The organism is Sphingobium sp. B8D3B (genome assembly GCF_025961875.1).
Classification (GTDB): Bacteria; Pseudomonadota; Alphaproteobacteria; order Sphingomonadales; family Sphingomonadaceae; genus Sphingobium.
In genome coordinates this window covers 3187538-3212409 of record NZ_JAOQON010000001.1, presented here as the reverse complement: position 1 = coordinate 3212409, position 24872 = coordinate 3187538, and the positions used below count along the sequence as shown (strand labels likewise).

Genomic DNA, 24872 nt, shown 5'->3' with positions numbered 1-24872 from the left:
CAAGATCCGGACGGGCTTTCCTCCTCTCCCGTTTCCGGGATGTGCGCCGGGATCTTTACATCGCCCCGTGCGCCAGTGCGGCGAGCAGAAGCAGCGCCACGATATTGGTGATTTTGATCATCGGGTTGACCGCCGGGCCGGCCGTATCCTTGTAGGGATCGCCGACCGTGTCGCCCGTCACGGCAGCCTTGTGGGCCTCGGAGCCCTTGCCGCCATGATGGCCATCCTCGATATATTTCTTGGCATTGTCCCAGGCGCCGCCGCCACTCGTCATCGAGATCGCGACAAACAGCCCAGAAACGATCACGCCAAGCAACAGCGCGCCCAGCGCCGCGAAGCCCTGCGCCTGCCCGGCCACGGCGGTGATGATGAAGTAGACCGCAATGGGCGTCAGCACCGGCAGCAGCGAGGGAATGATCATTTCCTTGATCGCCGCCTTGGTCACGATGTCCACGGTTCGGGCATAATTGGGCCGGGACGTGCCGGCCATGATGCCCGAATCGCTGCGGAACTGCTCACGCACGTCCTCGACCACCGCGCCCGCTGCCCGGCCCACGGCAGTCATGCCGAATGCGCCGAACAGATAGGGCAGCAACGCCCCCAGCAGCAGGCCCACGATGACGTAGGGATTGCTCAGGGAGAAATCGACCGCGATGTCCGGGAAGTAGATTTCGAGATCGGCTGTGTACGCCCCGAACAGCACCAGCGCCGCCAACGCCGCCGAACCGATGGCATAGCCCTTGGTCACCGCCTTGGTGGTGTTACCCACGGCATCGAGCGCATCGGTGCGGTGGCGCACATCATCGGGCAAGCCCGCCATTTCCGCGATGCCGCCGGCATTGTCGGTCACCGGACCATAAGCATCGAGCGCGACGACCATGCCGGCCAGCGCGAGCAACGATGTGGCCGCGAAGGCCACGCCGATGATCCCGGCGATCTGGTAGGTCGCGATCACCGCGATGGTGATGACCAGCGTGGGCAGTGCCGTCGATTCCAGGCTGATCGCCAGACCCTGGATCACATTGGTGCCATGGCCGGTGACACTCGCCTTGGCGATGGACTTGACCGGCCGATAGTTGGTGCCGGTGTAATATTCGGTGATCCACACCAGCAGGCCGGTGACGATCAGGCCGATCAGCATGCACCAGAACAGCGCCATGCCGGTATAGCCGCCGGTGCCATCCAGCCCCGCGCCGATCGCCATATCCATGTCGCCCAGCACGCGGTTGGTGACATAATAGATCCCGAGCACCGAGAGGCCCGCCGTCACCCAGAAGCCCTTGTAGAGCGCGCCCATGATGTTCTGCGACTTGCCCAGCCGCACGAAATAGGTGCCGATGATCGAGGTGATGATGCAGATGCCGCCGACGACCAGCGGCAGTGACATCAGCGCCATGAGTTGCGCAGAAGGCGCATCGACCAGCAGCGCGATGGAGACCATGGTGAGGCCGAGCGTCACCACATAGGTCTCGAACAGATCGGCGGCCATGCCGGCGCAGTCGCCGACATTGTCGCCGACATTGTCCGCAATGACCGCCGGATTGCGCGGATCGTCCTCGGGAATGCCGGCCTCGACCTTGCCGACGAGATCGGCGCCCACATCGGCCGCTTTGGTGAAGATGCCGCCGCCCAGACGCGCGAAGATGGAGATGAGCGAGGCGCCAAAAGCCAGCGCGGTCAGCGCGGCGATGATCGAGCGATCATTGGGCGCGAGGCCGCCCGGACCGGTCAGATACCAGAACGTCCCAGCGATCGAGAGCAGGCCGAGACCGGCAACCAGCATTCCGGTAACCGCGCCGGACCGGAAGGCCAGCGTCAGCCCGCCCTGCAGGGATTCGCTCGCAGCCTGCGCGGTGCGGACGTTGGCCCGCACGGAAATATTCATGCCGACATAGCCGGCGACGCCCGAGAGCACCGCACCGATCAGGAACGAGACGGTGGAGAGCAGACCGAGCGTGAAGAAGAGAATGATGGCGACGATGACGCCGACGATAGCGATGGTGGTATATTGTCGCCCGAGATAGGCTTTGGCGCCTTCCTGAATGGCACCCGCAATTTCCTGCATCCTGGCACTACCGGCCGGCGCGCTCAGCACCTGGCGACTGGTCACCAGACCATAGATCACGGCAAGCAGGCCGCAACCAATGGCGATCAAGACCGAGGTCATATCGCGTTCTCCCCTGTGACGGTGTCCGGGCGTTGACCGCCCATGTTCGGCTTTGGAGCGGAAGGTAAAGCGCTCTCCCGTGCCGTCAAGCGGTTAAAAGGAGGGGGCGGGATCGGGACTATGCGTCCGTTCGCATCGAGCGAAGTCGAGATGCCGCAAGCGCCGCCCGCTGGGCGGGGTGTCTCGACTTCAGCTTACGGCTGAAGTTTATCCTGAGCGCCCGCCCTGCGGGCAGTCGAAGGGCTCGACACGAACGGGGCATCGGCCTTGCAATCGGCCCAGCGGCCGCGTCCACCTCCTAATCCGTTCGTCCTGAGTAGCCATTGAGCCTGCCGAAATGGCGTATCGAAGGACCGCTCGCGGCGCGATGCTTCGATACGGCGCTTCGATACGCGCCACGGCGCTACTCAGAGCCTACTCAGCAGGAACGGAAGCCTGGAGCGCGACCATCAGCCGTGCTCGTAGCCCAGCCGCGCCGGCAACGGCACCGCCTTGCCATCAAGGCGCAGCGTCAACCCCTCGCCATGCTTGAACCGCCCGACCTCCAGCAGCCCGCGCGGCGGCGCCAGCGTGCCGGGCAAGGCAACGAGCAGCACATAATCATCGCCGGCCGTGGCAGCAGCCAGCCGCGCCTCGATGCCGTTCCCGCGCAGCGACACATAGGCGTCCGACAGCGGCACCTGATTGATTTCCACCGCGCAATCGCTGGCCAGCGCCATGCGCTGCGCGTCGATCAGCAACCCGTCGGAGACGTCCATCATCGCATGCGCCTGCGACGAGAGCGTCTGCCCGAGCGTGATATGCGGCGTGGGCACGCGATAGGCACGGATCAGTTCCGCCGGCTCCTTCAACCCCTCATCGAGCAGAGCGAGCCCAGCCCCTGCATCGCCGATCGGGCCGGAAACGAACAAGCGGTCGCCCGGTCGTGCGCCGGTGCGCGCCGGCACCTGTTCATGGGCGGGCACCTCGCCCATGGCAGTCAGGCTGAGCACGCGCGGCGCACCCGCCGGCAGCTTTACGGTATCGCCGCCGATGAGGTGCATCCCGAAGCTGCGCAGCGCCCGCCCCAGCCCGTCAAGGAACCCCTCGTTCCAGCCGGGTTGACCGGTCAGCCCGTAGTTCAGCAGGCAGGCAACAGGCACCGCGCCCTTGGAGGCGAGATCGGAGAGGTTGACCGCCGCCAGCTTCCAGCCGACCGTCTCGGGTGGATCGTCGGCGCGGAAATGCACGCCTTCGACCATCGTGTCGCTGGTGATGACGAGTTGCTGCCCCATGGTGGGCATCACCGCGACATCGTCCATCAGGCCGCGCGCCGCGGGGTCGCTCGCCATGGCGCGCAGACGGCGGAGAAGGTCCGCCTCCGCGCTCATCTTAGCTGCGCACGCTCTTGGCGATGCCGTCGAGCAGACCGTTGACGAAGCCGGCCTCGCGCTTGTCGTAGAAGGCGTGGGCGACATCGACATATTCGCTGATGACGCTGGCCGTCGGCACATCCGCGCGGGCGAGCAGCTCATAGGTGCCGGCGCGCAGGATCTGCCGCATGGGCTTGTCGAGGCGCTCCATCGACCAGCCCTTGGCCAGCCGATCGATGATATGCTGGTCGATCTCGTCGCGGCGCGCATCCACGCCCTTCACCACATCATCGAAGAAAGCCTGTTCGGCGGGGTGATAGGTCACGTCCTCAATGGTAGCGCCGAGGCGGTGCTGATGGAACTCATGGAGCAGCAGCGGCAGCGGCGTGCTTTCCATCTCCTGCTGGTAGAGCGCCTGCACGGCCGCCAGCCGCGCCGCAGAGCGGGACTTTGATTTCGTTGGCTTCATTGCGTCCTTCATATCGGTTCGGGCGCGCGATGGATACGGGATTTCACCATCCCGTTCCGCGCGCCCCTGCATCGGGTCTGTCTATTTCAGCCGCACCGCCACGCTGGCCGCGTGGGCCGGCAGGCCTTCCGCCTGCGCCAGCGCCAGCGCCGCAGGGCCGATGGCGCCGATGGCGCGCGCATCGAGTTGCAGGAAGCTGGTGCGCTTCATGAAGTCCAGCACGGAGAGGCCGGAGGAGAAGCGCGCGCGCCGCCCGGTCGGCAGCACATGGTTCGGCCCCGCGACATAATCGCCGATTGCCTCGGGCGTCATCCGGCCCATGAACACCGATCCGGCGTGGCGCACCTTGTCGAACAGCGGCTGCGGATCGTCTACGGCCAGTTCGAGATGCTCGGGCGCCAGCCGGTCGACCAGCGGCAGCGCAGCCTCCAGGTCCGGCACCAGAATGATCGCGCCATTGTTGGTCCAGCTCACCCGCGCCCGGGCGCCGGTCTCGAGCCGATTGAGCCAGCCCTCGACCGATGCAGCCACGGCCTTGGCAAAGGCCGCATCGTCAGTGAACAGGATCGACTGGCTGGTCTCATCATGCTCGGACTGGCTGAGCAGATCAGCGGCGATCCATTCGGGATCGTTCTTGCCGTCCGCGACGACCACGATCTCGCTCGGCCCCGCCACCATGTCGATGCCGACCACGCCGTAAACCTGCCTCTTGGCTTCTGCGACCCAGGCATTGCCCGGCCCGACGATGACGTCCACCGGCTTGATCCGCGCCGTGCCATAGGCCAGCGCCGCCACCGCCTGCGCACCGCCGACGCGCCAGATTTCGCTCACGCCCGCAATATGCGCTGCCGCCAGCACGGCGGGATTGAGCTGCCCGCCCGGCGTCGGCGACATCATCACGATGCGCTCGACCCCGGCGACCTTGGCTGGAATGGCATTCATCAGCAGCGAGCTGGGATAGGCAGCCAGCCCACCCGGCACATAGATGCCCGCCGCTTCCACGGCGTTCCACCGCGCGCCGAGCCGCACGCCGGCCTCATCGGTCCAGCCGGCATCTTCCGGCTTCTGCTTTGCGTGATAGGTGGCGATCCGCTCAGCGGCGAGATTGAGCGCATCGCGCAGCGGCGCATCGATCTGCGCATAGGCCTGCGCGCATTGTTCGGCGCTGATCGACCAGCCCTGCGCATTAAGATCGAAGCGGTCGAACCGCGCGGTCAGGTCGGCCAGCGCTGCGTCGCCCTCGCCTCGCACGCGCCGGACGATATCGCGCACAGCCTGTGCGACATCCTCATCCGCCTCGCGCCGGGCGTTGACCAGCGCCTCGAACTGCGCAGCGAACCCCGCATCACGGGCATCCAACTCAAGCGGCACGGCTGGCCTCCACGGCAGCGCGGAAGCGCTCGACCATTGGCACCAGCTCGGCAGCGCGCATCTTCATCGCCGCCCGGTTGACGATGAGCCGCGCGGAAATGTCCATGATCTTCGCGGTTTCAACGAGGCCATTGGCCTTGAGCGTCGCGCCGGACGAGACGAGATCGACGATCCGCCGCGCCAGCCCCAGTGAGGGCGCGAGTTCCATCGCGCCGTTCAGCTTCACACACTCGGCTTGTACCCCCAGCGCCTCATAATGCGCGCGGGTGAGGTGGGGATATTTGGTCGCGACGCGGACGTGGCTGGCCGCGCCCGGCACCTCGGGGATCGCATCGGCCGGCTCGGCAATGGACAGGCGGCAATGGCCGATATCGAGATCGACCGGCGCATAAAGCTCGGAATAGCCGAACTCTGCAATCACGTCCGACCCCACAATGCCGACCTGGGCCGCGCCATGCGCAACGAAGGTCGCAACATCGAACGCGCGCACGCGGATGATGGACAGGCCCTCAACATTGGTCGCGAACCGGAGCGCCCGGCTTTCCTTCTTGTGGAATTCCGCCTCGGGCTCGATGCCCGCGCGCGCCAGCAGCGGCAGGGCCTCTTCGAGAATGCGTCCCTTGGGAATGGCGAATGTGATGGAGCGGCTCATAGCCGGCGCGCTTTAGGCCCTCACGCGCGAAACTGCAATTGCGGGCCGCATTCGCCCATCAAGGCAACGGATTGGCGCGCGAGGCATTGGTCAAGGAGACAAGAAGGAGACTGATGACATGGGTAAAGGCATCTTGCTGTGGCTGATCGGGATCCCGATTCCCATCATCATCCTGCTCTATTTGCTCTTCTGACCCGAAGACCGCGAAGGCGGACCGATGCCGGACAGGAAGCTCCGTCCGGCGTCGATCCGCCTTTTTCCTTGCGAAAGCATGCTGGCGCGCCAACGCGCGCCCCGCCTGTCCTCAATCCTCGAACGGATCGCGCACCAGGATCGTGTCCTCACGCTGTGGCGAGGTTGAGACGCTGGCGACCGGGCATTCGATCAGCTCTTCGATGCGGCGGATATATTTGATGGCCTGCGCCGGCAGGTCCGCCCAGGAGCGGGCGCCGACGGTGGTGCCTTCCCAGCCATCCATCTCTTCATACACTGGCTCAACGGCTGCCTGATCGGCCGCGTGCGCGGGCAGATAATCGATGATTTCGCCATTCAACCGGTAGCCGGTGCAGATCTTGATCGTCTCGAACCCGTCGAGCACGTCGATCTTGGTGAGGGCAATGCCGGTGACGCCGGAAAGCGCGCAGGTCTGGCGGACCAGCACCGCATCGAACCAGCCGCAGCGGCGTTTGCGGGCTGTGACGGTGCCGAATTCATGGCCGCGCTGGCCGAGGCGTTCGCCGGTCTCGTCCACCAGCTCGGTCGGGAACGGGCCGGAGCCGACGCGGGTGGTGTAGGCCTTCACGATCCCGAGCACGAAGCCCGCCGCGCTCGGCCCCATGCCGGAGCCCGAGGCGACCGTGCCGCTCACCGTGTTGGAGCTGGTGACGAACGGGTAGGTGCCGTGGTCCACGTCGAGCAGAACGCCTTGCGCGCCCTCGAACAGGATGCGCTTGCCGCCCTTGCGCACATCGCGCAGGCGCTTCCACACCGGCTCGGCGAACTGCAGCACGAAGGGCGCGATCTCGCGCAGATCGGCGATCAGCTTGGCCCGATCGATGGGGGGCTCGCCAAAGCCGGCGCGCAGCGCATCATGATGGGCGCAGAGCCGATCGAGCTGCGGCTCCAGCGAATCAAGATGAGCGAGATCGCAGACCCGGATCGCACGGCGGCCGACCTTGTCTTCATAAGCCGGGCCGATGCCACGGCCCGTGGTGCCGATCTTGCCCTTGCCGGCGGCCGTCTCGCGCAGGCCGTCAAGGTCGCGGTGGATCGGCAGGATGAGCGGGCAATTGTCGGCGACGGCGAAATTGTCGCGCGTCACATGCACGCCCTGACCCTGCAGCTTCTCGATCTCGGCCTTGAGCGCCCAGGGATCGAGCACCACGCCATTGCCGATGATGGAGAGCGTACCCGTGACGATGCCCGAAGGCACGAGGCTGATCTTGTAGACCTGCTCGCCGACGACGAGCGTGTGCCCGGCATTGTGACCGCCCTGGAAGCGCACGACGCAATCGGCGCGGCTGGCCAGCCAATCGACAATCTTGCCTTTGCCTTCATCGCCCCACTGGGCGCCGATCACGGTTACATTTGCCATGGATACACGTCTCCGCCTGCCAGGCGGATCGCGACCACCCTTCGACAGGACTCGGTGGTCGGACTGGATCAAAGCGGGCGCGCCATCGCACCCGGTCCGGGGCGCCCGTTAGCCGCTCGATGGACCTTCCGTCAAGGCAGGTGCGGCGAGCAGGCATGTCAGGAGATGGGACCATTCACCAGCAGCAAACTTCCGTTCATCGCATTGTAAGGCAAAGTTCCCGATCAAAAGGCCTGGCGTTTTCGAAAGTCAGGCTCATGATTCGCTCTCATTTACATGGCGTCACCCTCATCGCCGCAATCGCGGCCACGGTCGGCGTCACCAGCCTGCCCGCCGATGCAAGCCTGCGCGACCGCATCCGCGAGCGCATGGCCGGGCGGATGCAGCAGGATATCGCAGCCGACAAGACGGTGGACGGGCGCGAGATGGCCTATGGACGCGACCCGGCGCAGACCCTCGCCTTCTGGCCCGCTATTGGGCAGAAGTCCGCGCCGGTGCCACTCGTCCTCTTCGTGCATGGCGGCGGATGGCAGCATGGCAACAAGACCAATGCTACGGGCCAGCGCAAGGTCGCGCATCTGACGGCGCAGGGCTATGCGCTCGCCTCCATCGACTACCGGCTGGTGCCGCAGGCGACGGTCGAGCAGCAAGCGGCGGATGTCGCCAGCGCCCTCGCCTATGTCATCGCCGACGCGGACAAGCTGAACATCGACCCCCGGCGGATCGTGCTGATGGGGCATAGCGCGGGCGCGCATCTCGTTGCTTTGGTCGGCACGGACCCTCGCTATCTGCGCGAGGCCGGTCTGGCACCAGATGCAGCCGCCGGCATCGTGGCGCTGGATGGCGCCGCATATGACGTGCCGGCGCAAATGAAGTCCGGGCCGCGCATCATGGGCAAGACCTACACGGAGGCCTTCGGCAACGATCCGGCCCGGCAGAAGGCTCTCTCTCCGACGCTGCACGCCGCCGCACCCAATGCGCCGGCCTTCCTCATCTTCCATGTCGACCGCGAGGATGGCACCGCGCAGGCCCGCGCGCTGGCCGAAGCTCTGCGCAAGGCCGGAACGCCGGTGCAGATCGACCGGTTCGAGGGCAAAGGCCTGCAGGGCCACATGGAAATCAATCGTCGGCTGGGCGACCCGGATTATCCCGCCACGCCGGTGCTCGACAAGTGGCTCAAGGCGCTCTTCGCGCGCTGAGCGCGCCATAAGCCGGCGATAAGGGTCGCAATCGCGGTTGCGCCGGCCTATCATGCCCGCCCCAGCAAGAACGCCCCGGAGATAGACCCATGCGTGTTTTCCTGATCGGCCTGGCCACGCTCTCGCTCGCTGCCTGTGGCGGCGGCGCCAGCCAAGAGAATAGCGCAGGCGCAGCCAACAATGCCGCGCTGGCCCGCAATGCGATGGACAACGCCGCCAACGCGATCGACCATGTCGCGGCCATCGAAAATCTCTCCGAAACGCAGCAGCAGGCGGTCTTCCTGCGCGCCATTCGCGATGCCGATATTTCCTGCCGCGACGTCACGAAGGTCGAGCGGCTCGAGCCGGAAGGCGGCGTGCCCACCTGGCGCGCCCAGTGCGATCAGGGTGATGCTCATCTCATCATGGTCCAGCCGGACGGCAATGCGCAGGTCATGTCGCGCCCCACTCGCTGACCGCCCTGCCGGCAGGGTCGTCAGCCAGGCCATTGCACTTTGCCGATGAGTCTCTAGCATCCTGAGCGGCCGGACAATCAAGCCGCAGGGGACGCGTCATCAGCCTGATATTGAGCGAGAGCAAGCGGCTGCGCATCGGCAGCATGATGACCTTCTATGTGGCGCAAGGGCTGCCGCTCGGCCTTTTCCTGACGGCGGTGGCAGCCTGGCTTGCCTCTAACCAGATGCCGCCTGCCGCCATCGCCTCGCTGGTGGCGACCGCCTATCTGCCGTGGAGCTTCAAGTTCATCGGCGCGGCGCTGATGGATCGTTACGCCTATCTGCCAATGGGGCGGCGACGCGCCTGGCTGATCGGATCACAGGCCGTCATCCTGATCGGCCTCACCGTCGCCGCGATTGCCGCACCGGGGCCGCAGGATCTCGGCCTCATCACCGTGCTCGGCGTGCTGATCTTCTCCGGCGGCGCCATTCAGGACGTGGCGGTCGATGGCCTCGCGGTCGATATTCTCCCGGATGAAGAGCAGGGAACGGCCAGCGCCTTCATGTTCGGCGGACAGGCGCTGGGCATGGCCATTGGTGGCGCGATGGGGGGCTATCTGCTCCAGCATTATGGCGCCGCGATCGCCTTTGCCGCCTTCCTGCCCTTCAATGCCGGCTTCTTGCTGCTCGCTCTGGTGCTGCGCGAGCGGCCGGGCGAGAAGCTGCTGCCATGGACAAAAGGCCGGGCCTCGGCCGAAGCGCTGAGCGCCCATGGCCTGCCCTGGCTGCGCATCCTCGCCATCACCTTCCGCTCGATGATCAAGCGCGACAGTCTGGTGCTGCTCGCCGCCAGCGTGCTCGGCCGCGCGGTGGGCGGGGCGTTCACCGCCTTCTGGCCGGTCTTCGCGACGACACAGGCGAATTTCAGCACCAGCAGCTATTCGGGGATGGTCGCCACGGTCGGCCTGCTGGTGTCCATCTCCTGCATGGGCGTCGGCTCCCTCCTCGTCGGGAAGATCGGGCCGCGCCGCGCGACCGTCATCACCTATGCCGGCTATGCGGTCATGTCGCTGGTCTTCCTGCTCTCGCCCGAGGTCGCGATGATCGGCACCGTCTTCGTGCTGCTCTCCATCGGGCGCGAGGCGACGGACATTCTGACGTCGATCAGCTCCAACCCGCTGCGGATGCGACTGTCCGACAAGCGGGTCGGCGCCACCCAGTTCACGATCTATAATTCGCTGTCCAACCTGCCGGTCGCGCTGGGCGCCAGCCTTTATGCGTGGATCTATGGCGCGAGCGGCCTTGCCTGGCTGATGGCCATCCTGATCGCGATGACGGTGCTGAGCTGCGTCATCTTCGCCATGCTGCGCATCGGTGAAGTGGCTGACACGCCCGCCTCCAATGAGGACGACCTCATCCCGGTGATCAACTAACCGCCCACGGGCGTGCCGGCCAGATCGTCAGCCCGCCTCGTAAAATGTCCGGTAAGTATGCAGCACATGCACGCCGGTAACGATGCCGAAGCGGTTCATATACTCCTCCGCCTCGCGCGCCGCCTCGCGGAAATCATAGGTCGCGCCGATGGGCTTGGTGTGACGGAGCGCCGTGCCATCGACGACCCCGGTCTTCCAGCCTTCCTTCTCGGCAAGCACCGGCCACACCGGGTCCAACCCCCAGCCGTACTTCAGGGAGGGGAAGGGAAAGACGATGTCGAACACTTCGCGGCGAAAGGCGACCAAAGGGCCGACCTCCGTAAAGTTCGTCTCGCGCACCAGCACGCCCTTGCGCCGCCGCATGATGTCCCAGCCCCAATAAGAGTAGGCGCGTTGCGCGGGGCCACAGATCTTCAGCTCGGCATATTCGGCGAGCGCAAGGAAGGTGTCCATGAACTGGTCGGGCAGTTCGACATCATCGTCGGTCATCACCACCCAGTCGAATTCGCTAAGGTCATGCCGCGCCAGAAGGACGTTGGTGTTGTCCAGCTTGCCGAGATTATCGACGCCCTTGCTGTCAAAGGTGATGCGGTGTCGCTCGCTCTGCATCCGAGCATAGATTTCGCCCAGCGATTGCGGCGAGCGGTTCGATTGAACGCCAACCACGAGAACCCGCAAGCTCGGCATGGACTGGAAGTGCTGGGAAGCCCGAAAGCGGGCAATTTTGGGATCGATGGCGCGATCGTGGAAAACGTCCACCACCCGGCCTGAGAGATTCCTCGCGGTTCGACTCGCCCGACCCTTGATCCTTTTCAAAATTGCCATGAACGCACTCCCGCAAACCGTCACTCGCCCTACGACATGGGAGTTGACGTTTTATTCACGGCAAAACGCACAGGACCGTCAGCCCGCCTCGTAAAATGTCCGGTAGGTGTGCAGCGCATGCACGCCGGTGACGATGCCGAAGCGGTTCATATACTCTTCCGCCTCCCGCGCCGCCTCGCGGAAATCATAGGTCGCGCCAATGGGTTTGGTGTGTCGGAGCGCGGTGCCGTCGACAACCCCGGTCTTCCAGCCTTCCTTCTCGGCAAGCACCGGCCAGACGGTATTAACGCCCCAACCATATTTCAGCGAGGGGAAGGGAAAGACGATGTCGAACACCTCGCGGCGGAAGGCGACCAGCGGGCCGACCTCCGCAAAGTTCGTCTCGCGCACCAACGCGCCCTTGCGACGGCGCATGATCTCGCGGCTCCAATAAGAATAGCCGCGCTGCGCGGGACCGCAGATCTTCAGCTCGGCATATTCGGCAAGCGCCAGGAAGGTGTCCATGAACTGGTTGGGCAGCTCGACATCATCGTCGGTCATCACCACCCAGTCGAATTCGCGAAGGTCATGCCGCGCGAGGAGGACATTGGTGTTGTCCAGCTTGCCGAGATTATCGACGCCCTTGCTGTCAAAGGTGATGCGGTGACGGTCGCTCTGCATCCGGCCATAGATTTCGCCGAGCGATTGCGGCGAGCGGTTCGATTGAACGCCGACCACGAGAACCCGCAAGCTCGGCATCGACTGGAAGTGCTCGGAAGCCCGAAAGCGGGCGATTTTGGGATCGATCGCCCGATCGTGAAAAACATCCACCACCCGACCCGAAAAGTTCCTGGCGATTCGATTCGCCCGACCCTTGATCCTCTTCAAAATTGCCATGGACGCACTCCGCAAGCCGCCACTCACCTCTAAGCCATGGGAGTTGACGTTTTGTTTCACGGCAGGGCTCGCGGCCCTCATGCGATGGCCATCTCCGCGCCTTCCGTTTCCGCGATCCAGCCGCCGCCGAGCACCCGGTCGCCATCGTAGAGCACCGCCGCCTGACCCGGCGCCACGCCAAATTCTTCGCTCTCGAAGATCAGCCGGTCGCCATCCAGTCGGGCGGGAACGGGACGGGCCATGGACCGCACCTTTGCGGTCAAGCTTCCACGGAACGTCCCGCCGAGCCAGTTGATCTCGTCAAGGCGCGCGGCGCGCACGGCCAGTGCCGCCTTCGGCCCGACGATCACCCGGCGCTGCGCTGCATCCAGCCGCACGACATAGAGCGGTTCTGCGAGGCCGCCGATCTCCAGCCCACGCCGCTGCCCGACCGTATAATGGATCAGGCCCTTATGCGGCCCCAGCACGCGGCCATCGATATGGACGATCTCCCCCGCATCATCGGCTTCGGGCCGGATTTTCCGCACCACGCCGGCATAGTCGCCATCCGGCACGAAGCAGATATCCTGACTATCCGGCTTGAGCGCGACGCCCAGCCCCAGTTCTGCCGCGATCTGCCGGACGACCGGCTTTTCCATGCCGCCGAGGGGAAAGCGCAGATAATCGAGCTGATCCTGCGTCGTGGCGAACAGAAAATAGCTCTGGTCCCGTGCGGGGTCGACAGCGCGATGCAACTCGGCGCCAGCCGGGCCTGCCACGCGGCGGACATAATGGCCGGTGGCCAGGCAGTCGGCACCCAGATCGCGGGCCAGCGCGAACAGGTCGGTGAACTTGACGCCCATATTGCAGCGGACACACGGAATGGGTGTGCGGCCGGCCAGATACTCATCGGCAAAGCGATCCATCACGCTTTCGCGGAAGCGGCTTTCATAATCGAAGACATAATGCGCGATGCCGAGCTTGTCTGCGACCGCCCGCGCATCGCGAATATCCTGCCCGGCGCAGCAGCTTCCCGTCCGCCCCACGGCGGCGCCATGATCGTAAAGCTGCAGCGTGACGCCGATCGTCTCCGCGCCCGACCGTGCGGCCAGCGCCGCAACCACGCTGGAATCCACGCCGCCGGACATGGCAACGACGATGCGCTTGCCCTGGAAAGGCGTTGGAAGCTGAAAAAGTCCGTCCATCGGCGCCATATAAGCGCATTGGGGCGCAGCGACCAGCACCCGCAACCGATGACCAGCGGGCAAAGGCCGTCCGTCGCGGTCTATGCACCGGTAATCTCACCTAACAACCTGTCACCACGGCCTTTACGAGCGCTTATCTTTTGGCTGCTAGCAGGGTGGCCATGGACATAAGTGCCAACCTCGATGATCAGGCCCTGCCTGTCGCCCTGGCAAGCGGACGCAGCCCCCGGATTCCGGATCTGCGCCTGCTGCTCACGGTTCACGCCGCGCGCCAGGATACGACACCGACGGCCCGGGCCATTCGTGAAGCCGATCTTCCGGTCGTGCTTGCGGATGAGCCGTCACGGCTGAGCCTGATCTTTGCATCGAACACACCGAGCCCCGCAACGCTGCGACGCGCGGCGGGATCGTTCAATGCATCCGTGGCGGCATTCATGGCGGTGGGGACCAATGGTGAAGGCGCCGTTCACTCTGGCGGTTAGCCGGAGTGAAAAGCTTTGGGGTCAACATCATGAGCAAGAAGACCGTGTCAGACCGATCCCCGTCGGTGAATGAGGAAAGAATGATCGAGAACCAGAAGATTCGCCCTGCTCAAGTTGTCGGCCCTCTCGGTGAGCCGCTGACGCTTGACTCGCTGCCGCCCCCGTCGACCACCCGCTGGGTAGTGCGTCGCAAGGCGGAAGTCGTGGCGGCCGTCAATGGCGGCCTGCTGACAGTGGACGAAGCCTGTGCGCGTTACGATCTGACGCTCGAGGAATTCGCCAGCTGGCAGCGCGCGGTGGACCGGTCCGGCATGCCGGGTCTGCGGGTCACGCGGATCCAGCATTACAAGTCGCTTTACGAGCGCCAACAGCGCTTTTGAGGCAGCGCGGGGTCTCTTCCGCGCTTCCCAAAGAAACAGGCCCGCCCGAGCCATCGGCGCGGGCCTTTCTTTATGGACGTTTGCTGGAGGCCCCAACTTCCTGTCTCCGCCAGCGGCGCCAAAACCACGCGGCGGTCATCATCGCCAGCCCGGGCAGCCAGATCAGCAGCAGTTCGGAGTAGACCGTCTCCAGCCCGCGTGCCGAGAAGAAGCGCGCGCCGATCGGAGAGACGCGGATCGGCTGCCAGTCGAGGAACAGCCGCTGATGGTCGAACGGCCATAACAGCATCACGCCCTGCCCTCCGTCGGTCAGCATATCGAGCAGAGGATGGGACACTGCGCAGGCGAACAGAAAGGCAAAGGCCGCTGGACGTCGCGCGCGCGGCCAGACCAGCGCGATCAGGCCGACCACGCCGAATGCAAACGCCAGCGAATGGGTAAAGCCCCGATGCCCCCATTGGCTGGCGTAGCCGACGCCGAGGGGAAAGCCGATCACATCGAGGTCCGGCAGGGCAGCGAGCGCCCCACCGATGATCGCAAGGGCTGGCGCAATCCGGCGCCGGCCTAGCGCACCGCCGGCGAACAGGGAAATCGCGGCATGGCTGAAGATGGTCGGCATGTCGCCTCTCTGCGCGACTTTCGGCTGTCAGCCAACCGCCATCGTCGACGCTTAATAGCCGACCGTCAGTCCCACGGACACATAACGGTCCCCGACATTGCCCTTCACGGCAACGCGGGGCAGCAGGGGCATGGCGACGGTGCCATAGACGCGCGGCTCCTCGCCGCTGATCCGCGCGCCGATGCCGATGCGCAGGGACATAGGGATCTGATAAGCCGCTTCCACCCGGCCATAGGCTGCCGTGCCACCATCGCGCAGATAAACCCCGGCGCCCGGCGTGAGGCTGAAGCCTGCAAAGTCCACCGCATAACCAGCGCCCAGTTCGGCACCCCAGCGCCCATTGGCACGGGCATAGTTGCCCTCCGCCCCCAGCCCTTCTGCCTGCGCGGGGACAGCAAGACCCGCCAGCGCAAGCGCTGTGCAGGATATCAGGGCGGTGCGAATGGTCGTCATCTTGAAAACTCCGGAGACTGGGCTCGCGTTGGCTAAGCGTGCGGTTCCGCAGCAGCAACGTTGCGGGGACGAACCGAGTCGCCGGCGCGACGGACAGACTCCGGCCCCCCGCGAGCCATCGCGCACAGTTCCGCGCGAAAAGTGGCAAGGCTCCGGGCACCCTTTTGCGTTGCAACCGTAATGATAGCCGTTACGCCTCAGGGTTCCGATGGCGATTGAAACGGGGAAAGCATGATCGAAGCAGGCCGCCTACAGCCCCACCCTCGCGGACACGTCGAGGCGGGGGTCGCGGGGAGCGCGTCGGCATGAAGGGCAATTACTGGCGCGCCGCCAAGGCCGCGAAAGCCTGCGTGATCGTCGACGCGGAAGACTATTTCCGGTTCGCGCGGCAGGCCATGATCCGCGCCCGCAAGCGCATCATGCTGGTCGGCTGGGACTTCGACGCGCGGATCGAACTCGCACACCAGGAAGAGGGGCAACCCGATGGACCGGAACCGACCACCATCGGGGATCTCATCTACTGGCTGGTCGAGACCAATCCCGAGCTCGAAGTCTATCTGCTGCGCTGGGATCTCGGGGCCATTGGGTCGCTGTTCCGGGGCAAGACCATCTTCACCGTGGCCAAATGGGCCATCCATCCGCGCATCCATGTGAAGCTGGACGCTCATCACCCCACCGGCGGGTCGCATCATCAGAAGATCGTCGTGATCGACGATTGCTTCGCCTTTTGCGGCGGGATCGACATGACCGGGGACCGGTGGGACACGCGCGCGCATCGCGATGAGGAACCCGAGCGGCATCGCCCCGGCAAAGGGCCGGCCTATATGCCCTGGCACGATGCGACGACCGCTCTGCAGGGGCCGGCAGCGGCGGCGCTGGGCGAGCATTCGCGCGACCGCTGGAAGCGGGCGACGGGGCAGACCATTGCCGGCATCCGCAGCAAGCATGACGTCTGGCCGAAAGCGCTGCCGGTGCAATTCGAGGATGTAGAGGTTCTCATCGCCCGCACGGCACCCAAAATGCCGGACCAGCGCGAGGTAACCGAGATCGAGCAGCTCTACATCGAGCAGATCGGACGCGCGAAGCGGTGGATCTATGCCGAAAGCCAGTATTTCGCCTCCCGGCGGATCGCCGAAGCCATGGCCCGGCGACTGGACGAGCCGGACGGGCCAGAGATCGTGATCGTCAATCCCGAGGCCGCGCAGGGCTGGCTCGAACCGCTGGCGATGGATACCGCGCGCGCCCGACTGGTGGCCGCGCTGCGGCGGCGCGACAAGCATGGCCGGTTCCGGCTCTACCATCCGGTCACGCGCGATCAGGAGCCGATCTACGTCCACGCCAAGGTGATGATCGTGGATGATATGATCCTGCGCGTCGGCTCATCCAACATGAATGCGCGGTCCCTGCGGCTCGATACGGAATGCGACGTGGCCGTGGACTGCTCCCGGCCCAGCAATTCTGGATGCAGCGCCGCCATCGCGGAGGTTCGCAACGATCTGCTGGCCGAGCATCTCGATGCCAGCATCGCACAGGTCGAGAAAAAGCTGGCCGCCAGCGGATCGCTGATCGAGACGATCGAGGCGCTCCGCTTCAAGGGCCGGAAAAATGCAAAGAGCCGCCGGCGCACGCTGGTGCCCTATGAGATTCCCGACCTCACAGGCGTCGAGGCCTGGCTGGCGGACAACCAGATCCTCGACCCGGAAGGACCGGACGACATGTTCGAAGCCCTCAGCAACCGCGGCCTGCTGCGCCGCCTCTCCGGCTGGCGCCGTAGCAGTGGCTGAGCCTCCCCAACGGTCAAGCAGGTAGCGCGGCACAGCCCGATTGTGGGCCTCCCCCGGCTTGCTTCCGCGCGCGAAGGGCCTAAACCTGTAATCGATTGCGAAGCTATTAGGGCAAGGAGAGGAACATGACAGGTTCGCGTGGAGCGGGCGCAAGTCGTCGGGCGCTTCTGCAAGGGCTTGTCGCCACCGGTGCCTTAGCCAGCGCGGCAAGACCGGCGCAGGCGAGTCCCGGAGCCGTCGGCGGGCGCGGTCCCATTTTTGCCGGCGCAGGCATGGCGGATGTCGAGACCGCCAGCGGCCGGGTGCGCGGCTTCATGCGGGGCGGGATCACCATGTTTCGCGGTATCCCCTATGCCGACACGACCGGCGGCGCCAATCGCTTCCTCCCGCCCAAGCCAGCCAAGCCCTGGACCGGCGTGCGCAGCAGCCTCGCCTATGGGCCGATCTGCCCGCAGGACAAGGGCACGGGCCGCCAGAATGACGAAGAGGCCTTCATTTTCCAGTGGAATGACAGCTTCGACGGCGAGGATTGTCTGCGCATAAATATCTGGACGCCCGGCACGGACAATGCCCGACGCCCGGTGATGGTCTGGCTCCACGGCGGCGGGTTTGTCGCCGGCTCCGGGCACGATATCCCCGCCTTCGAGGGCTATAATCTCGCCCAGCGGGGCGATGTGGTGGTCGTCACGCTCAATCACCGTCTCAACCTGCTCGGTTTTCTCGACCTCTCCTCCGTGGACCCGGCCTATGCGCAGTCCGGCAATGTCGGCATGCTGGATATCGTCGCGGCGCTGCAATGGGTGAAGCGCAATATCGAGGCCTTTGGCGGCGATCCCGGTCGGGTCACGATCTTCGGCCAGTCCGGCGGCGGCGCCAAGGTTTCGACGCTGATGGCCATGCCCGCCGCGCGCGGCCTGTTTCACCGCGCGATTGTTCAGAGCGGCTCCTTCGCCAAGGCCACGCCCCACGCTCAGACCCGTAAGCTGGGGGAACTCATGCTGGCGGAGTTGGGCATCGGCAAAACCGATCTGCGTGCCTTGCACTCCCTACCCTATGATCGCTTGCTGGCGGCGAGCTCGGCCATCTTCCGCCGGGAGAATCCGCCACTGCCCGACGGCGGCTCTATGGAGGCTCGGACCCGCGGCCGCTACGGCTTTACCCCGGTAGTGGATGGCGCGGTGCTGCCCGCCAATCCCGATGCACCGCAGTCCCTTGCGCTGTCGGCCGATGTGCCGCTGATCGTCGGCACGACCCTCAACGAGTTCACCACCGGGATCAACCAGCCCGACTTTTTCACGATGAGCGAGGCGGAGCTGCTGAACCGGGCTGATCGATACACGGGAGGGCGCGGCGCGGCGGTGGTGGCCGCATTTCGCCGGACGACGCCGGAGGCCCTGCCCTGCGACATCTGGTCACGCATCGCCACCGCACCGATCCGCCAGACCGCCATCGATCAGGCGAACGGCAAGGCCGCGCTGCGTCGCGCCCCGGCATGGCTTTACAGCTTTGATCGGAGCACGCCCGTGCTGGACGGGCGTCCGCGCGCATTCCACTGCGCGGAAATCCCCTATGTCTTCGCCAATGCCGAACGATGTGCCAGCATGACCGGTGGCGATGCCGCCGCCCTTAAACTGGAGGCCGAAATGGCCGACGCGTGGATTGCTTTCGCGCGGACGGGCAATCCCAATCATGGCGGGCTGGCGCAATGGGACGCCGTGGTGGGCCATGGCGCGCAGGCCATGCGGTTCGACACCGTCTCGGCCATGCGAACGGGTTGGGACGAGTCCGAGCTCGGCGCGATGAAAGGCTGACGACCCACGCCCGATCGACGGTAAGGAAAAGGGGGCGACCTTGCGATCGCCCCCGTCTGTGCTCTCCGACCGGTGAGGGCCGGCAGACGCTGTGAATCAAGCTACGGCTTATTTCTCTGGCGTCGCCAGAGCGCGGCGCAGGGCTTCGATGCGGGCCTTGTTGAATTGCTTGGCCTGCGGCGAGTCCGGCGCCATGGCGTCAAAGCCGTGATAAGCCGAGGGGACGACGAGCAACTCGGTCGGCACCCCTGCCTCGGTCAGGCGGCGCGCATAATCGATATCCTCGCTCACGAAGAGGTCGACCCCGCCGACGGCGATGAAGGCAGGCGGCAGACCCTTGAGAGAGGCGGCGCGGGCCGGCACGGCGGCGGCCGGTACCTTGTTCGTGCCCGGCTGCTGGCCGAGGAACGACTTCCAGCCGAGCTGGTTCTGCTGCGCGTCCCAGCCGACCGTGGCGATGTGCGGCGGCACCTTCACCACGCCGCCGGTGCGATCATCCAGCATGGGGTAAATGAGCACCTGGAAGGCGACCGGAATCTCGCCGCGGTCGCGCGCGGTCAGCGCCAGCAAGGCGGCATGGCCACCGCCGGCGCTCTCGCCCATCACAGCGATCCGCTTGGGATCGAGGCCGAGCTTGGCGGCATTGTCATGCATCCAGCGCAGGCCGGCATAATTGTCTTCGATGGACCCGGCATAGGTCGTTTCCGGCGCGAGGCGATACTCGACAGAAACGATGACCACGTTCAGTTCCTTGGCCAGCTCCTGCAGGCGGCGCACGTCGGTCGCGGCCGTGCCGAGAATGTAGCCGCCGCCATGGGTGTGCAGGATGCCACCGCGCCAAGCGCCTTCCTGCGCGTTGATCACGTACAGCTTCACCTGCGGCGCGCCGGCCGCACCGGGGATCATCTGCTCGACGACCGGAACGTCGCGGTGATGCGGCGGCGGGGGCGGCCCCATATTGCCCGACTTGCGCGACGCGCGCACCGAGTCCTCGGTCATTTGCCCCATCAGCGTCGAATAATAGAGCGCCATGCGGGCGGCGCCGTGCAGTTCCGGCGCGACGGGCGCGAGCTTGGCTGCGTCCTCAGCGCTCAGCGGGGCCGCAGCGACGGCGGCGGGATCGGGCAGGGGCTGGGCGCTGGCCATGTGGGCCGGGCCGGTCGTGGCGAGCAGCGTCGCCACCAGCCAGGCCGAGGATCGGTTCAGAAACTTCATGAATGCGTCTCCTGTCGCATGAGTCAGATCAATGATCGCTGGCGCCGGCGGCGCCGATGCCGGTCTCGGACCGGATGCGCTGGGCGGTGTAGCCGGCGCGGTCCACCTGCGCCCGCGCGCTGCGGTCGAGCGTCGAGATCAGCCAGATGGTGAAGAAGGCCAGCGGCATCGACACCAAAGTGGGCGAGGCGAGCGGGAAGATGGCGTGCGCAGCGCCAAGCTGGCCGACCCAGATCACCGGCGAGAGGATCGTCAACGCCAGCGCGGTCAGCGTGCCGATGGCCGATCCCCAGGCAACGCCGCGCGTCGTGCAATCCTTCCACAGGATGGAGAGCAAGAGGGCAGGGAAGTTGCCCGAAGCAGCCACGGCGAAGGCCAGGCTCACCATGAACGCGACATTCTGCTTCTCGAACGCGATCCCCAGCCCGACCGCGATCAGGGCCAGCACCAGCACCGTGATCCGCGACAGGCGCAGTTCGGTCGCCTGGTCGACATTGCCCTTGCGGATGACCGAGGCGTAGAGATCATGCGCGATGGTCGAGGCGCCGGAAAGGGTGAGCCCGGCCACCACTGCCAATATGGTGGCGAAGGCGACCGCCGAAACGAAGCCCATGAACACCTCGCCGCCAACCGCATCGGCGAGATGGACCGCCGCCATGTTGCTGCCGCCGCGCAGCCCGCCGCTCAAGGCCTCGAGATAGGCCGGGTTGCTGCCGACGAAGACGATCGCGCCAAAGCCAATGATGAAGGTGAGCACATAGAAATAGCCGATCCACCCCGTCGCCCACAGCACGGAGGCGCGCGCGGTGCGGGCATCGCGCACCGTGAAGAAGCGCATGAGGATATGCGGCAGGCCCGCGGTGCCGAACATCAGCGCCATGCCGAGCGAAATCGCCGAAAGCGGATCCTTGATAAAACCGCCGGGTGCAAGAATGCCCCGCGCGCTCGCCGCCGCTGCATCGGCGCTGGCGCCTGCGGCCAGCGCAATCGCCTGCTTGGCGGCGACGGCCTGCTCGAACAGCGTGTCGAGCGAGAAGCCGACCCGATACAGCACGGCGAGCGACATGAAGGTGGCGCAGCCGAGCAGCATGACCGCCTTGATGATCTGCACCCAGGTCGTCGCGATCATCCCGCCAAACAGCACATAGGCCGTAATCGCGAGGCCGATGATCCCGACCGCATAGGGATAGGGAATGCCGAACAGCAGCTGGATGAGCTGCCCCGCGCCGACCATCTGCGCGATCAGATAGAACAGCACCACAGTGAGCGAGCTGAAGGCGGAAGAAATCCGCACCGGCGTCTGCGCGAAGCGGAACGCGACGGCATCGACAAAAGTGTAGCGCCCCAGATTGCGCAACCGTTCGGCGAGCAGGAACAGGATGATCGGCCAGCCGACCAGAAAACCTGTGGAGTAGATCAGCCCATCATAGCCATCGGCATAAATCTGCGCGGAGATGCCGAGGAATGAGGCGGCGGACATATAGTCGCCGGCGATGGCCAGACCGTTTTGCCGACCGCTGATGCCGCCGCCAGCCGTATAGAAATCGCTCGTCGTGCGCGTCCGCCGTGCGGCCCAGGCCGTAACGCCCAGAGTGACGATGATGAACAGGCCGAAGGTGACCACGGCCGGCATGTTGGGGCCGGCATTGCCCGGCGTGGCCGCGCGGGCGATGCCGGGCATCAACGCGCCGATGGTCACCATGAGGGCGAGCGCCGCCCAGCGCGAACCGCTCACAGGCGATGCTCCGCGCGCAGCGCATCCAGCTCGGCATCGAACCGGCGGTTGGCAATCCACACATACAAGCCGGTCAGCGCGATGCCCGAGAGGATCACCGCCATGCCCAAAGGCACGCCAATGGTCGTCGTCATGCCCGGCAGCGGTTGGCCAAGGATGGTACGCCCGAAGGCCACCAGCAGGATGAAGCCGAAGAAGATCGCCATCATCACGCCGCTCAGAATCCAGCCAAGGCGGCCACGGGCCTTGACGAGAGCCTGATAATGCGGATCGCGACTGATGGCCGCAAGTTCATGATCGCCATCCAGATCCATCAGCCACTCCCCTTGCCCGCCATATTTATGTGCGACAGGCTATTGTCCATCGATTGCAAGTCAATCCCTCATCCGGCGGCTGGGGACTTTATCCGTGTCGGTCGCCCAACTCTGCCCGGCCAGGTGTGCAGGATGGCCGGGCAGAGGGTTCGGGCGACCCGAACTCTTAGGTCTGAAAACGATTTTGCAATCGATTGCCATTCAATACACGGGAGGTTCGGCTGTGACAAGCGTGGGTTGAAATCGGCGATGGGGCGAATTTTTATAGGAAGGTTTGCGATACGTTCGCCGGGCGATATGAGCCTCCGCTTCATCAACCGCCCTCTTTCAGGCTGATGAACCCATCTGCCCCAGAATTTCGACGGTGCGTTCGTCAGGGCTGTCAAACCAGCGCTCGATCGCGGCACGGAAGATCGGCCTATCCTCAGCGCTGTTAAACAGCGTCAGTGATGACCTGAGCTTGATCGCGTCGATGGCGCCAAAGACCTGCTCAGCGCTGGAGCCATCCAGCTCCTGTAATGCGATGACGCATTCCTCATAGCGCGGGCCGAGCACCGGGTGCGCCAGATAGGCTTCGGCTTCGGCGCGCGAGCGGATCGCGAAGTGCTGCGCCGTGGGGCTGGTCCCCAGGCCCGCAATCTGCGGAAAGATGAACCACATCCAGTGCGTTCGTTTCGCACCGCTGCGTATTTCCGCCAGGGCCTGCGCGTAGCGTCCCTGCTGGGCGTCGACAAATCGGTTCAGATCGAATGGATCGCTGGTCATCCCGCGACATTGGAAGTGGGAGCCCGCGAAGCCAACCTATCCCGAGCGGTGCTGAACAGGCGGGCAGTGCCGCGCCTGCCTGCCACCCACGATAATTTGGAAGCCAATTGGCGCCTGCTGCGTTCGGCCAGCATGGGATTATCCAATCAGCAGGTGCGAAGGACGACGATGCCATGGATCGATCGGAGGAGTGGCACGTCTCTCGACGCGGCGTGCTGGTTGGCGGCTCGGCCACGGCGGCGACCATGAGCCTGAACAACGCCGATGCTCGGCAGCCCTTGCCGCAACCACGCGAGGCGATGGTCGAGGTTACCCTGAGCGTGAATGGTCAGCCGCACAGGTTCCAAATCGACACGCGCACCACATTGCTCGATGCGCTGCGCGAAGAGCTCAAACTCACCGGCACGAAAAAAGGCTGTGATCATGGTCAGTGCGGCGCCTGCACCGTGCTGGTCGACGGTGTCCGGATCAACAGCTGCCTGACGCTCGCGGTGATGCATGATGGCGACAAGGTCACCACCATCGAAGGACTGGGCACGCCAGACCAGCTCCACCCGATGCAACGCGCCTTCGTCAAGCATGATGGCTATCAGTGCGGCTATTGCACGCCGGGACAGATCTGCTCTGCGGTGGCCATGCTGGATGAGATCGCCGCCGGCGTACCGAGCCACGTCACCGATGATCTGTCGGCCAAGCCGCAACTCAGCAACGCGGAACTGCGCGAGCGGATGAGCGGCAATATCTGCCGCTGCGGCGCCTATTCCAACATTGCCGAGGCGATTGCGGAAGTCGCGGAGACCAAGGCATGAGGCCGTTCACTTATGAGCGCGCGACCTCGCCCGCTCAGGCCGCGACGGCCGTCTTGAGACAGCAGGGCGCCCGCTTCATTGCCGGCGGCACGAACCTGCTGGACCTCATGAAGCTGCAGATCGAAACCCCGACCCATCTGGTCGATGTCCAGGATCTGAAGCTCGATCAGATCACGCAAGAGACCGATGGCGGCCTGCGGATCGGCGCGCTCGTCACCAATACGGCGCTTGCGGCGGATCGGCGCGTGCGCAGCGATTATGCGGTCCTGAGCCGGGCCATTCTGGCCGGCGCGTCCGGGCAGCTCCGCAACAAGGCGACCACCGGCGGCAATCTTCTGCAACGGACCCGCTGTCCCTATTTCTACGATACCAACCAACCCTGCAACAAACGTCAGCCCGGGACTGGCTGCGCGGCTATTGAGGGCGCCTCCCGCCAGCTGGCGGTGATTGGCGGCAGCGCTGCATGTATCGCGACGAACCCCAGCGACATGGCGGTTGCGATGCGGCTGCTGGATGCGCGCGTGGAGACGGTCGATGCACAGGGCAATGTCCGGTCGATCGACATTGCCGACTTCCACAAATTGCCCGGTGAGACGCCGCATGTGGAAACCGCGCTGGCGCCTGGCGAACTGATCACGGCCGTGCTGCTGCCCAAGCCGATTGGCGGCCAGCATGTCTATCACAAGGTGCGTGATCGGGCCTCTTATGCCTTTGCGCTCGTGTCGGTGGCGGCGATCCTCCAGCCGGATTGCTCTGGCCGCGTTGCGGTGGGCGGGATCGCGCCCAAGCCCTGGCGCACAGACGCCGCGGATGCCGCGCTCCCGCAAGGGGCGGAGGCAGTGGCCCGGCACCTCCTCGCCGGCGCCGCGCCGACCAGGGACAATGCATTCAAGATCGAGCTGGTCGAGCGGACGCTTGCCGGCATCTTGCACGACGCGAAGGGTTGATG

24 protein-coding genes are annotated in these 24872 nt (G+C 65.3%); 9 read left to right on the top strand and 15 right to left on the bottom strand.

The genetic code is table 11. The annotated features are described in order from the left end of the window. Positions 1-55: 55 nt before the first annotated feature. From M2343_RS15135 to M2343_RS15110, 6 genes are all read right to left on the bottom strand, one after another. Positions 56-2167 (bottom strand): sodium-translocating pyrophosphatase, encoded by a 2112-nt coding sequence (locus M2343_RS15135; RefSeq protein WP_264573750.1) that lies wholly within the window; start codon positions 2165-2167, stop codon positions 56-58. Positions 2168-2616: 449 nt separating this feature from the next. Continuing rightward, complete coding sequence (gene thiL, locus M2343_RS15130) at positions 2617-3537, bottom strand: thiamine-phosphate kinase (protein WP_264577267.1); 921 nt, start codon at positions 3535-3537, stop codon at positions 2617-2619. A gap of 1 nt (position 3538) precedes the next feature. Continuing rightward, entirely contained in the window at positions 3539-3988 is a 450-nt protein-coding gene (gene nusB / locus M2343_RS15125; protein WP_264571892.1) for a transcription antitermination factor NusB, read from the bottom strand. Positions 3989-4069: 81 nt separating this feature from the next. Further along, the gene (gene hisD / locus M2343_RS15120) at positions 4070-5359 is read right to left on the bottom strand and encodes a histidinol dehydrogenase (RefSeq protein ID WP_264571891.1); all 1290 of its coding nucleotides are present in this window, start codon (positions 5357-5359) and stop codon (positions 4070-4072) included. Beyond that, positions 5349-6011 (bottom strand): ATP phosphoribosyltransferase, encoded by a 663-nt coding sequence (gene hisG, locus M2343_RS15115; RefSeq protein WP_264577266.1) that lies wholly within the window; start codon positions 6009-6011, stop codon positions 5349-5351. Before hisG ends, hisD begins: the two co-directional genes overlap by 11 nt. A gap of 304 nt (positions 6012-6315) precedes the next feature. Continuing rightward, on the bottom strand, positions 6316-7605 hold the full coding sequence (locus M2343_RS15110) for an adenylosuccinate synthase (protein ID WP_181558533.1): 1290 nt from the start codon (positions 7603-7605) through the stop codon (positions 6316-6318). 368 nt (positions 7606-7973) lie between these two features. On the opposite strand from M2343_RS15110, the gene M2343_RS15105 reads away from it, so the two are divergent. The 3 genes from M2343_RS15105 (at position 7974) to M2343_RS15095 (ending at position 10671) form a co-directional block, all read left to right on the top strand. Beyond that, the gene (locus M2343_RS15105; RefSeq protein WP_264577584.1) at positions 7974-8804 is read left to right on the top strand and encodes an alpha/beta hydrolase; all 831 of its coding nucleotides are present in this window, start codon (positions 7974-7976) and stop codon (positions 8802-8804) included. A gap of 89 nt (positions 8805-8893) precedes the next feature. Further along, complete coding sequence (locus M2343_RS15100; protein ID WP_264577265.1) at positions 8894-9259, top strand: hypothetical protein; 366 nt, start codon at positions 8894-8896, stop codon at positions 9257-9259. Positions 9260-9369: 110 nt separating this feature from the next. Beyond that, complete coding sequence (locus tag M2343_RS15095; RefSeq protein ID WP_264577264.1) at positions 9370-10671, top strand: MFS transporter; 1302 nt, start codon at positions 9370-9372, stop codon at positions 10669-10671. Positions 10672-10698: 27 nt separating this feature from the next. On the opposite strand, the gene M2343_RS15090 is transcribed toward M2343_RS15095, so the two are convergent. From M2343_RS15090 to mnmA, 3 genes are all read right to left on the bottom strand, one after another. After that, positions 10699-11430, bottom strand: coding sequence for a hypothetical protein (locus M2343_RS15090; protein WP_264577263.1), 732 nt, complete (start codon positions 11428-11430; stop codon positions 10699-10701). A gap of 144 nt (positions 11431-11574) precedes the next feature. Continuing rightward, positions 11575-12306 (bottom strand): hypothetical protein, encoded by a 732-nt coding sequence (locus M2343_RS15085; RefSeq protein WP_264577262.1) that lies wholly within the window; start codon positions 12304-12306, stop codon positions 11575-11577. A gap of 143 nt (positions 12307-12449) precedes the next feature. Continuing rightward, positions 12450-13556: a tRNA 2-thiouridine(34) synthase MnmA gene (mnmA, locus tag M2343_RS15080; RefSeq protein WP_264577583.1), complete on the bottom strand. Its 1107-nt coding sequence runs from the start codon at positions 13554-13556 to the stop codon at positions 12450-12452. 161 nt (positions 13557-13717) lie between these two features. Between mnmA and M2343_RS15075 the strand changes: the two genes are divergently transcribed. Together M2343_RS15075 and M2343_RS15070 are read left to right on the top strand one after the other, a co-directional pair. Continuing rightward, entirely contained in the window at positions 13718-14038 is a 321-nt protein-coding gene (locus tag M2343_RS15075; protein ID WP_181558526.1) for a hypothetical protein, read from the top strand. Positions 14039-14118: 80 nt separating this feature from the next. Beyond that, positions 14119-14418, top strand: coding sequence for a DUF1153 domain-containing protein (locus M2343_RS15070; protein WP_181561284.1), 300 nt, complete (start codon positions 14119-14121; stop codon positions 14416-14418). Positions 14419-14488: 70 nt separating this feature from the next. Here the strand turns inward: M2343_RS15070 and M2343_RS15065 are convergent, their stop codons facing one another. Together M2343_RS15065 and M2343_RS15060 are read right to left on the bottom strand one after the other, a co-directional pair. Continuing rightward, on the bottom strand, positions 14489-15037 hold the full coding sequence (locus M2343_RS15065; RefSeq protein WP_181558525.1) for a metal-dependent hydrolase: 549 nt from the start codon (positions 15035-15037) through the stop codon (positions 14489-14491). A 51-nt stretch (positions 15038-15088) separates the two neighbouring features. Continuing rightward, positions 15089-15490 carry a hypothetical protein gene (locus M2343_RS15060; RefSeq protein ID WP_181558524.1) on the bottom strand — a complete coding sequence of 134 codons (402 nt, stop codon included), beginning with the start codon at positions 15488-15490 and terminating at the stop codon, positions 15089-15091. Between the two features lie 305 nt (positions 15491-15795). On the opposite strand from M2343_RS15060, the gene M2343_RS15055 reads away from it, so the two are divergent. Together M2343_RS15055 and M2343_RS15050 are read left to right on the top strand one after the other, a co-directional pair. Then, complete coding sequence (locus M2343_RS15055; RefSeq protein WP_264577261.1) at positions 15796-17274, top strand: phospholipase D-like domain-containing protein; 1479 nt, start codon at positions 15796-15798, stop codon at positions 17272-17274. Between the two features lie 272 nt (positions 17275-17546). Continuing rightward, the gene (locus tag M2343_RS15050; protein WP_264577260.1) at positions 17547-19085 is read left to right on the top strand and encodes a carboxylesterase/lipase family protein; all 1539 of its coding nucleotides are present in this window, start codon (positions 17547-17549) and stop codon (positions 19083-19085) included. Between the two features lie 108 nt (positions 19086-19193). On the opposite strand, the gene M2343_RS15045 is transcribed toward M2343_RS15050, so the two are convergent. The 4 genes from M2343_RS15045 to M2343_RS15030 form a co-directional block, all read right to left on the bottom strand. Continuing rightward, positions 19194-20300, bottom strand: coding sequence for an alpha/beta hydrolase (locus M2343_RS15045; RefSeq protein ID WP_264577259.1), 1107 nt, complete (start codon positions 20298-20300; stop codon positions 19194-19196). Between the two features lie 28 nt (positions 20301-20328). Further along, positions 20329-22035, bottom strand: coding sequence for a cation/acetate symporter ActP (gene actP / locus M2343_RS15040; protein ID WP_264577258.1), 1707 nt, complete (start codon positions 22033-22035; stop codon positions 20329-20331). Then, complete coding sequence (locus M2343_RS15035) at positions 22032-22349, bottom strand: DUF485 domain-containing protein (RefSeq protein WP_264577257.1); 318 nt, start codon at positions 22347-22349, stop codon at positions 22032-22034. The genes actP and M2343_RS15035 overlap by 4 nt, the downstream gene beginning before the upstream one ends. A gap of 327 nt (positions 22350-22676) precedes the next feature. Next, complete coding sequence (locus M2343_RS15030; protein ID WP_264577256.1) at positions 22677-23114, bottom strand: DUF1810 domain-containing protein; 438 nt, start codon at positions 23112-23114, stop codon at positions 22677-22679. Between the two features lie 173 nt (positions 23115-23287). Between M2343_RS15030 and paoA the strand changes: the two genes are divergently transcribed. Continuing rightward, positions 23288-23923: an aldehyde dehydrogenase iron-sulfur subunit PaoA gene (gene paoA, locus M2343_RS15025; RefSeq protein ID WP_264577255.1), complete on the top strand. Its 636-nt coding sequence runs from the start codon at positions 23288-23290 to the stop codon at positions 23921-23923. After that, complete coding sequence (locus tag M2343_RS15020) at positions 23920-24870, top strand: FAD binding domain-containing protein (protein ID WP_264577254.1); 951 nt, start codon at positions 23920-23922, stop codon at positions 24868-24870. The genes paoA and M2343_RS15020 overlap by 4 nt, the downstream gene beginning before the upstream one ends. The last annotated feature ends 2 nt before the right edge of the window (positions 24871-24872 follow it).

Coding starts and splice junctions, on each gene's coding strand:
- M2343_RS15055 (WP_264577261.1), top strand. CDS start 15,796: ATGAAGGGCAATTACTGGCGCGCCGCCAAGGCCGCGAAAGCCTGCGTG.
- M2343_RS15100 (WP_264577265.1), top strand. CDS start 8,894: ATGCGTGTTTTCCTGATCGGCCTGGCCACGCTCTCGCTCGCTGCCTGT.
- paoA (WP_264577255.1), top strand. CDS start 23,288: ATGGATCGATCGGAGGAGTGGCACGTCTCTCGACGCGGCGTGCTGGTT.
- mnmA (WP_264577583.1), bottom strand. CDS start 13,556: ATGGACGGACTTTTTCAGCTTCCAACGCCTTTCCAGGGCAAGCGCATC.
- nusB (WP_264571892.1), bottom strand. CDS start 3,988: ATGAAGCCAACGAAATCAAAGTCCCGCTCTGCGGCGCGGCTGGCGGCC.
- M2343_RS15020 (WP_264577254.1), top strand. CDS start 23,920: ATGAGGCCGTTCACTTATGAGCGCGCGACCTCGCCCGCTCAGGCCGCG.
- M2343_RS15135 (WP_264573750.1), bottom strand. CDS start 2,167: ATGACCTCGGTCTTGATCGCCATTGGTTGCGGCCTGCTTGCCGTGATC.
- M2343_RS15075 (WP_181558526.1), top strand. CDS start 13,718: ATGGACATAAGTGCCAACCTCGATGATCAGGCCCTGCCTGTCGCCCTG.
- M2343_RS15050 (WP_264577260.1), top strand. CDS start 17,547: ATGGCGGATGTCGAGACCGCCAGCGGCCGGGTGCGCGGCTTCATGCGG.
- M2343_RS15105 (WP_264577584.1), top strand. CDS start 7,974: ATGGCCGGGCGGATGCAGCAGGATATCGCAGCCGACAAGACGGTGGAC.
- M2343_RS15035 (WP_264577257.1), bottom strand. CDS start 22,349: ATGGATCTGGATGGCGATCATGAACTTGCGGCCATCAGTCGCGATCCG.
- thiL (WP_264577267.1), bottom strand. CDS start 3,537: ATGAGCGCGGAGGCGGACCTTCTCCGCCGTCTGCGCGCCATGGCGAGC.
- M2343_RS15030 (WP_264577256.1), bottom strand. CDS start 23,114: ATGACCAGCGATCCATTCGATCTGAACCGATTTGTCGACGCCCAGCAG.
- M2343_RS15065 (WP_181558525.1), bottom strand. CDS start 15,037: ATGCCGACCATCTTCAGCCATGCCGCGATTTCCCTGTTCGCCGGCGGT.
- M2343_RS15110 (WP_181558533.1), bottom strand. CDS start 7,605: ATGGCAAATGTAACCGTGATCGGCGCCCAGTGGGGCGATGAAGGCAAA.
- M2343_RS15045 (WP_264577259.1), bottom strand. CDS start 20,300: ATGAAGTTTCTGAACCGATCCTCGGCCTGGCTGGTGGCGACGCTGCTC.
- M2343_RS15060 (WP_181558524.1), bottom strand. CDS start 15,490: ATGACGACCATTCGCACCGCCCTGATATCCTGCACAGCGCTTGCGCTG.
- hisG (WP_264577266.1), bottom strand. CDS start 6,011: ATGAGCCGCTCCATCACATTCGCCATTCCCAAGGGACGCATTCTCGAA.
- M2343_RS15070 (WP_181561284.1), top strand. CDS start 14,119: ATGATCGAGAACCAGAAGATTCGCCCTGCTCAAGTTGTCGGCCCTCTC.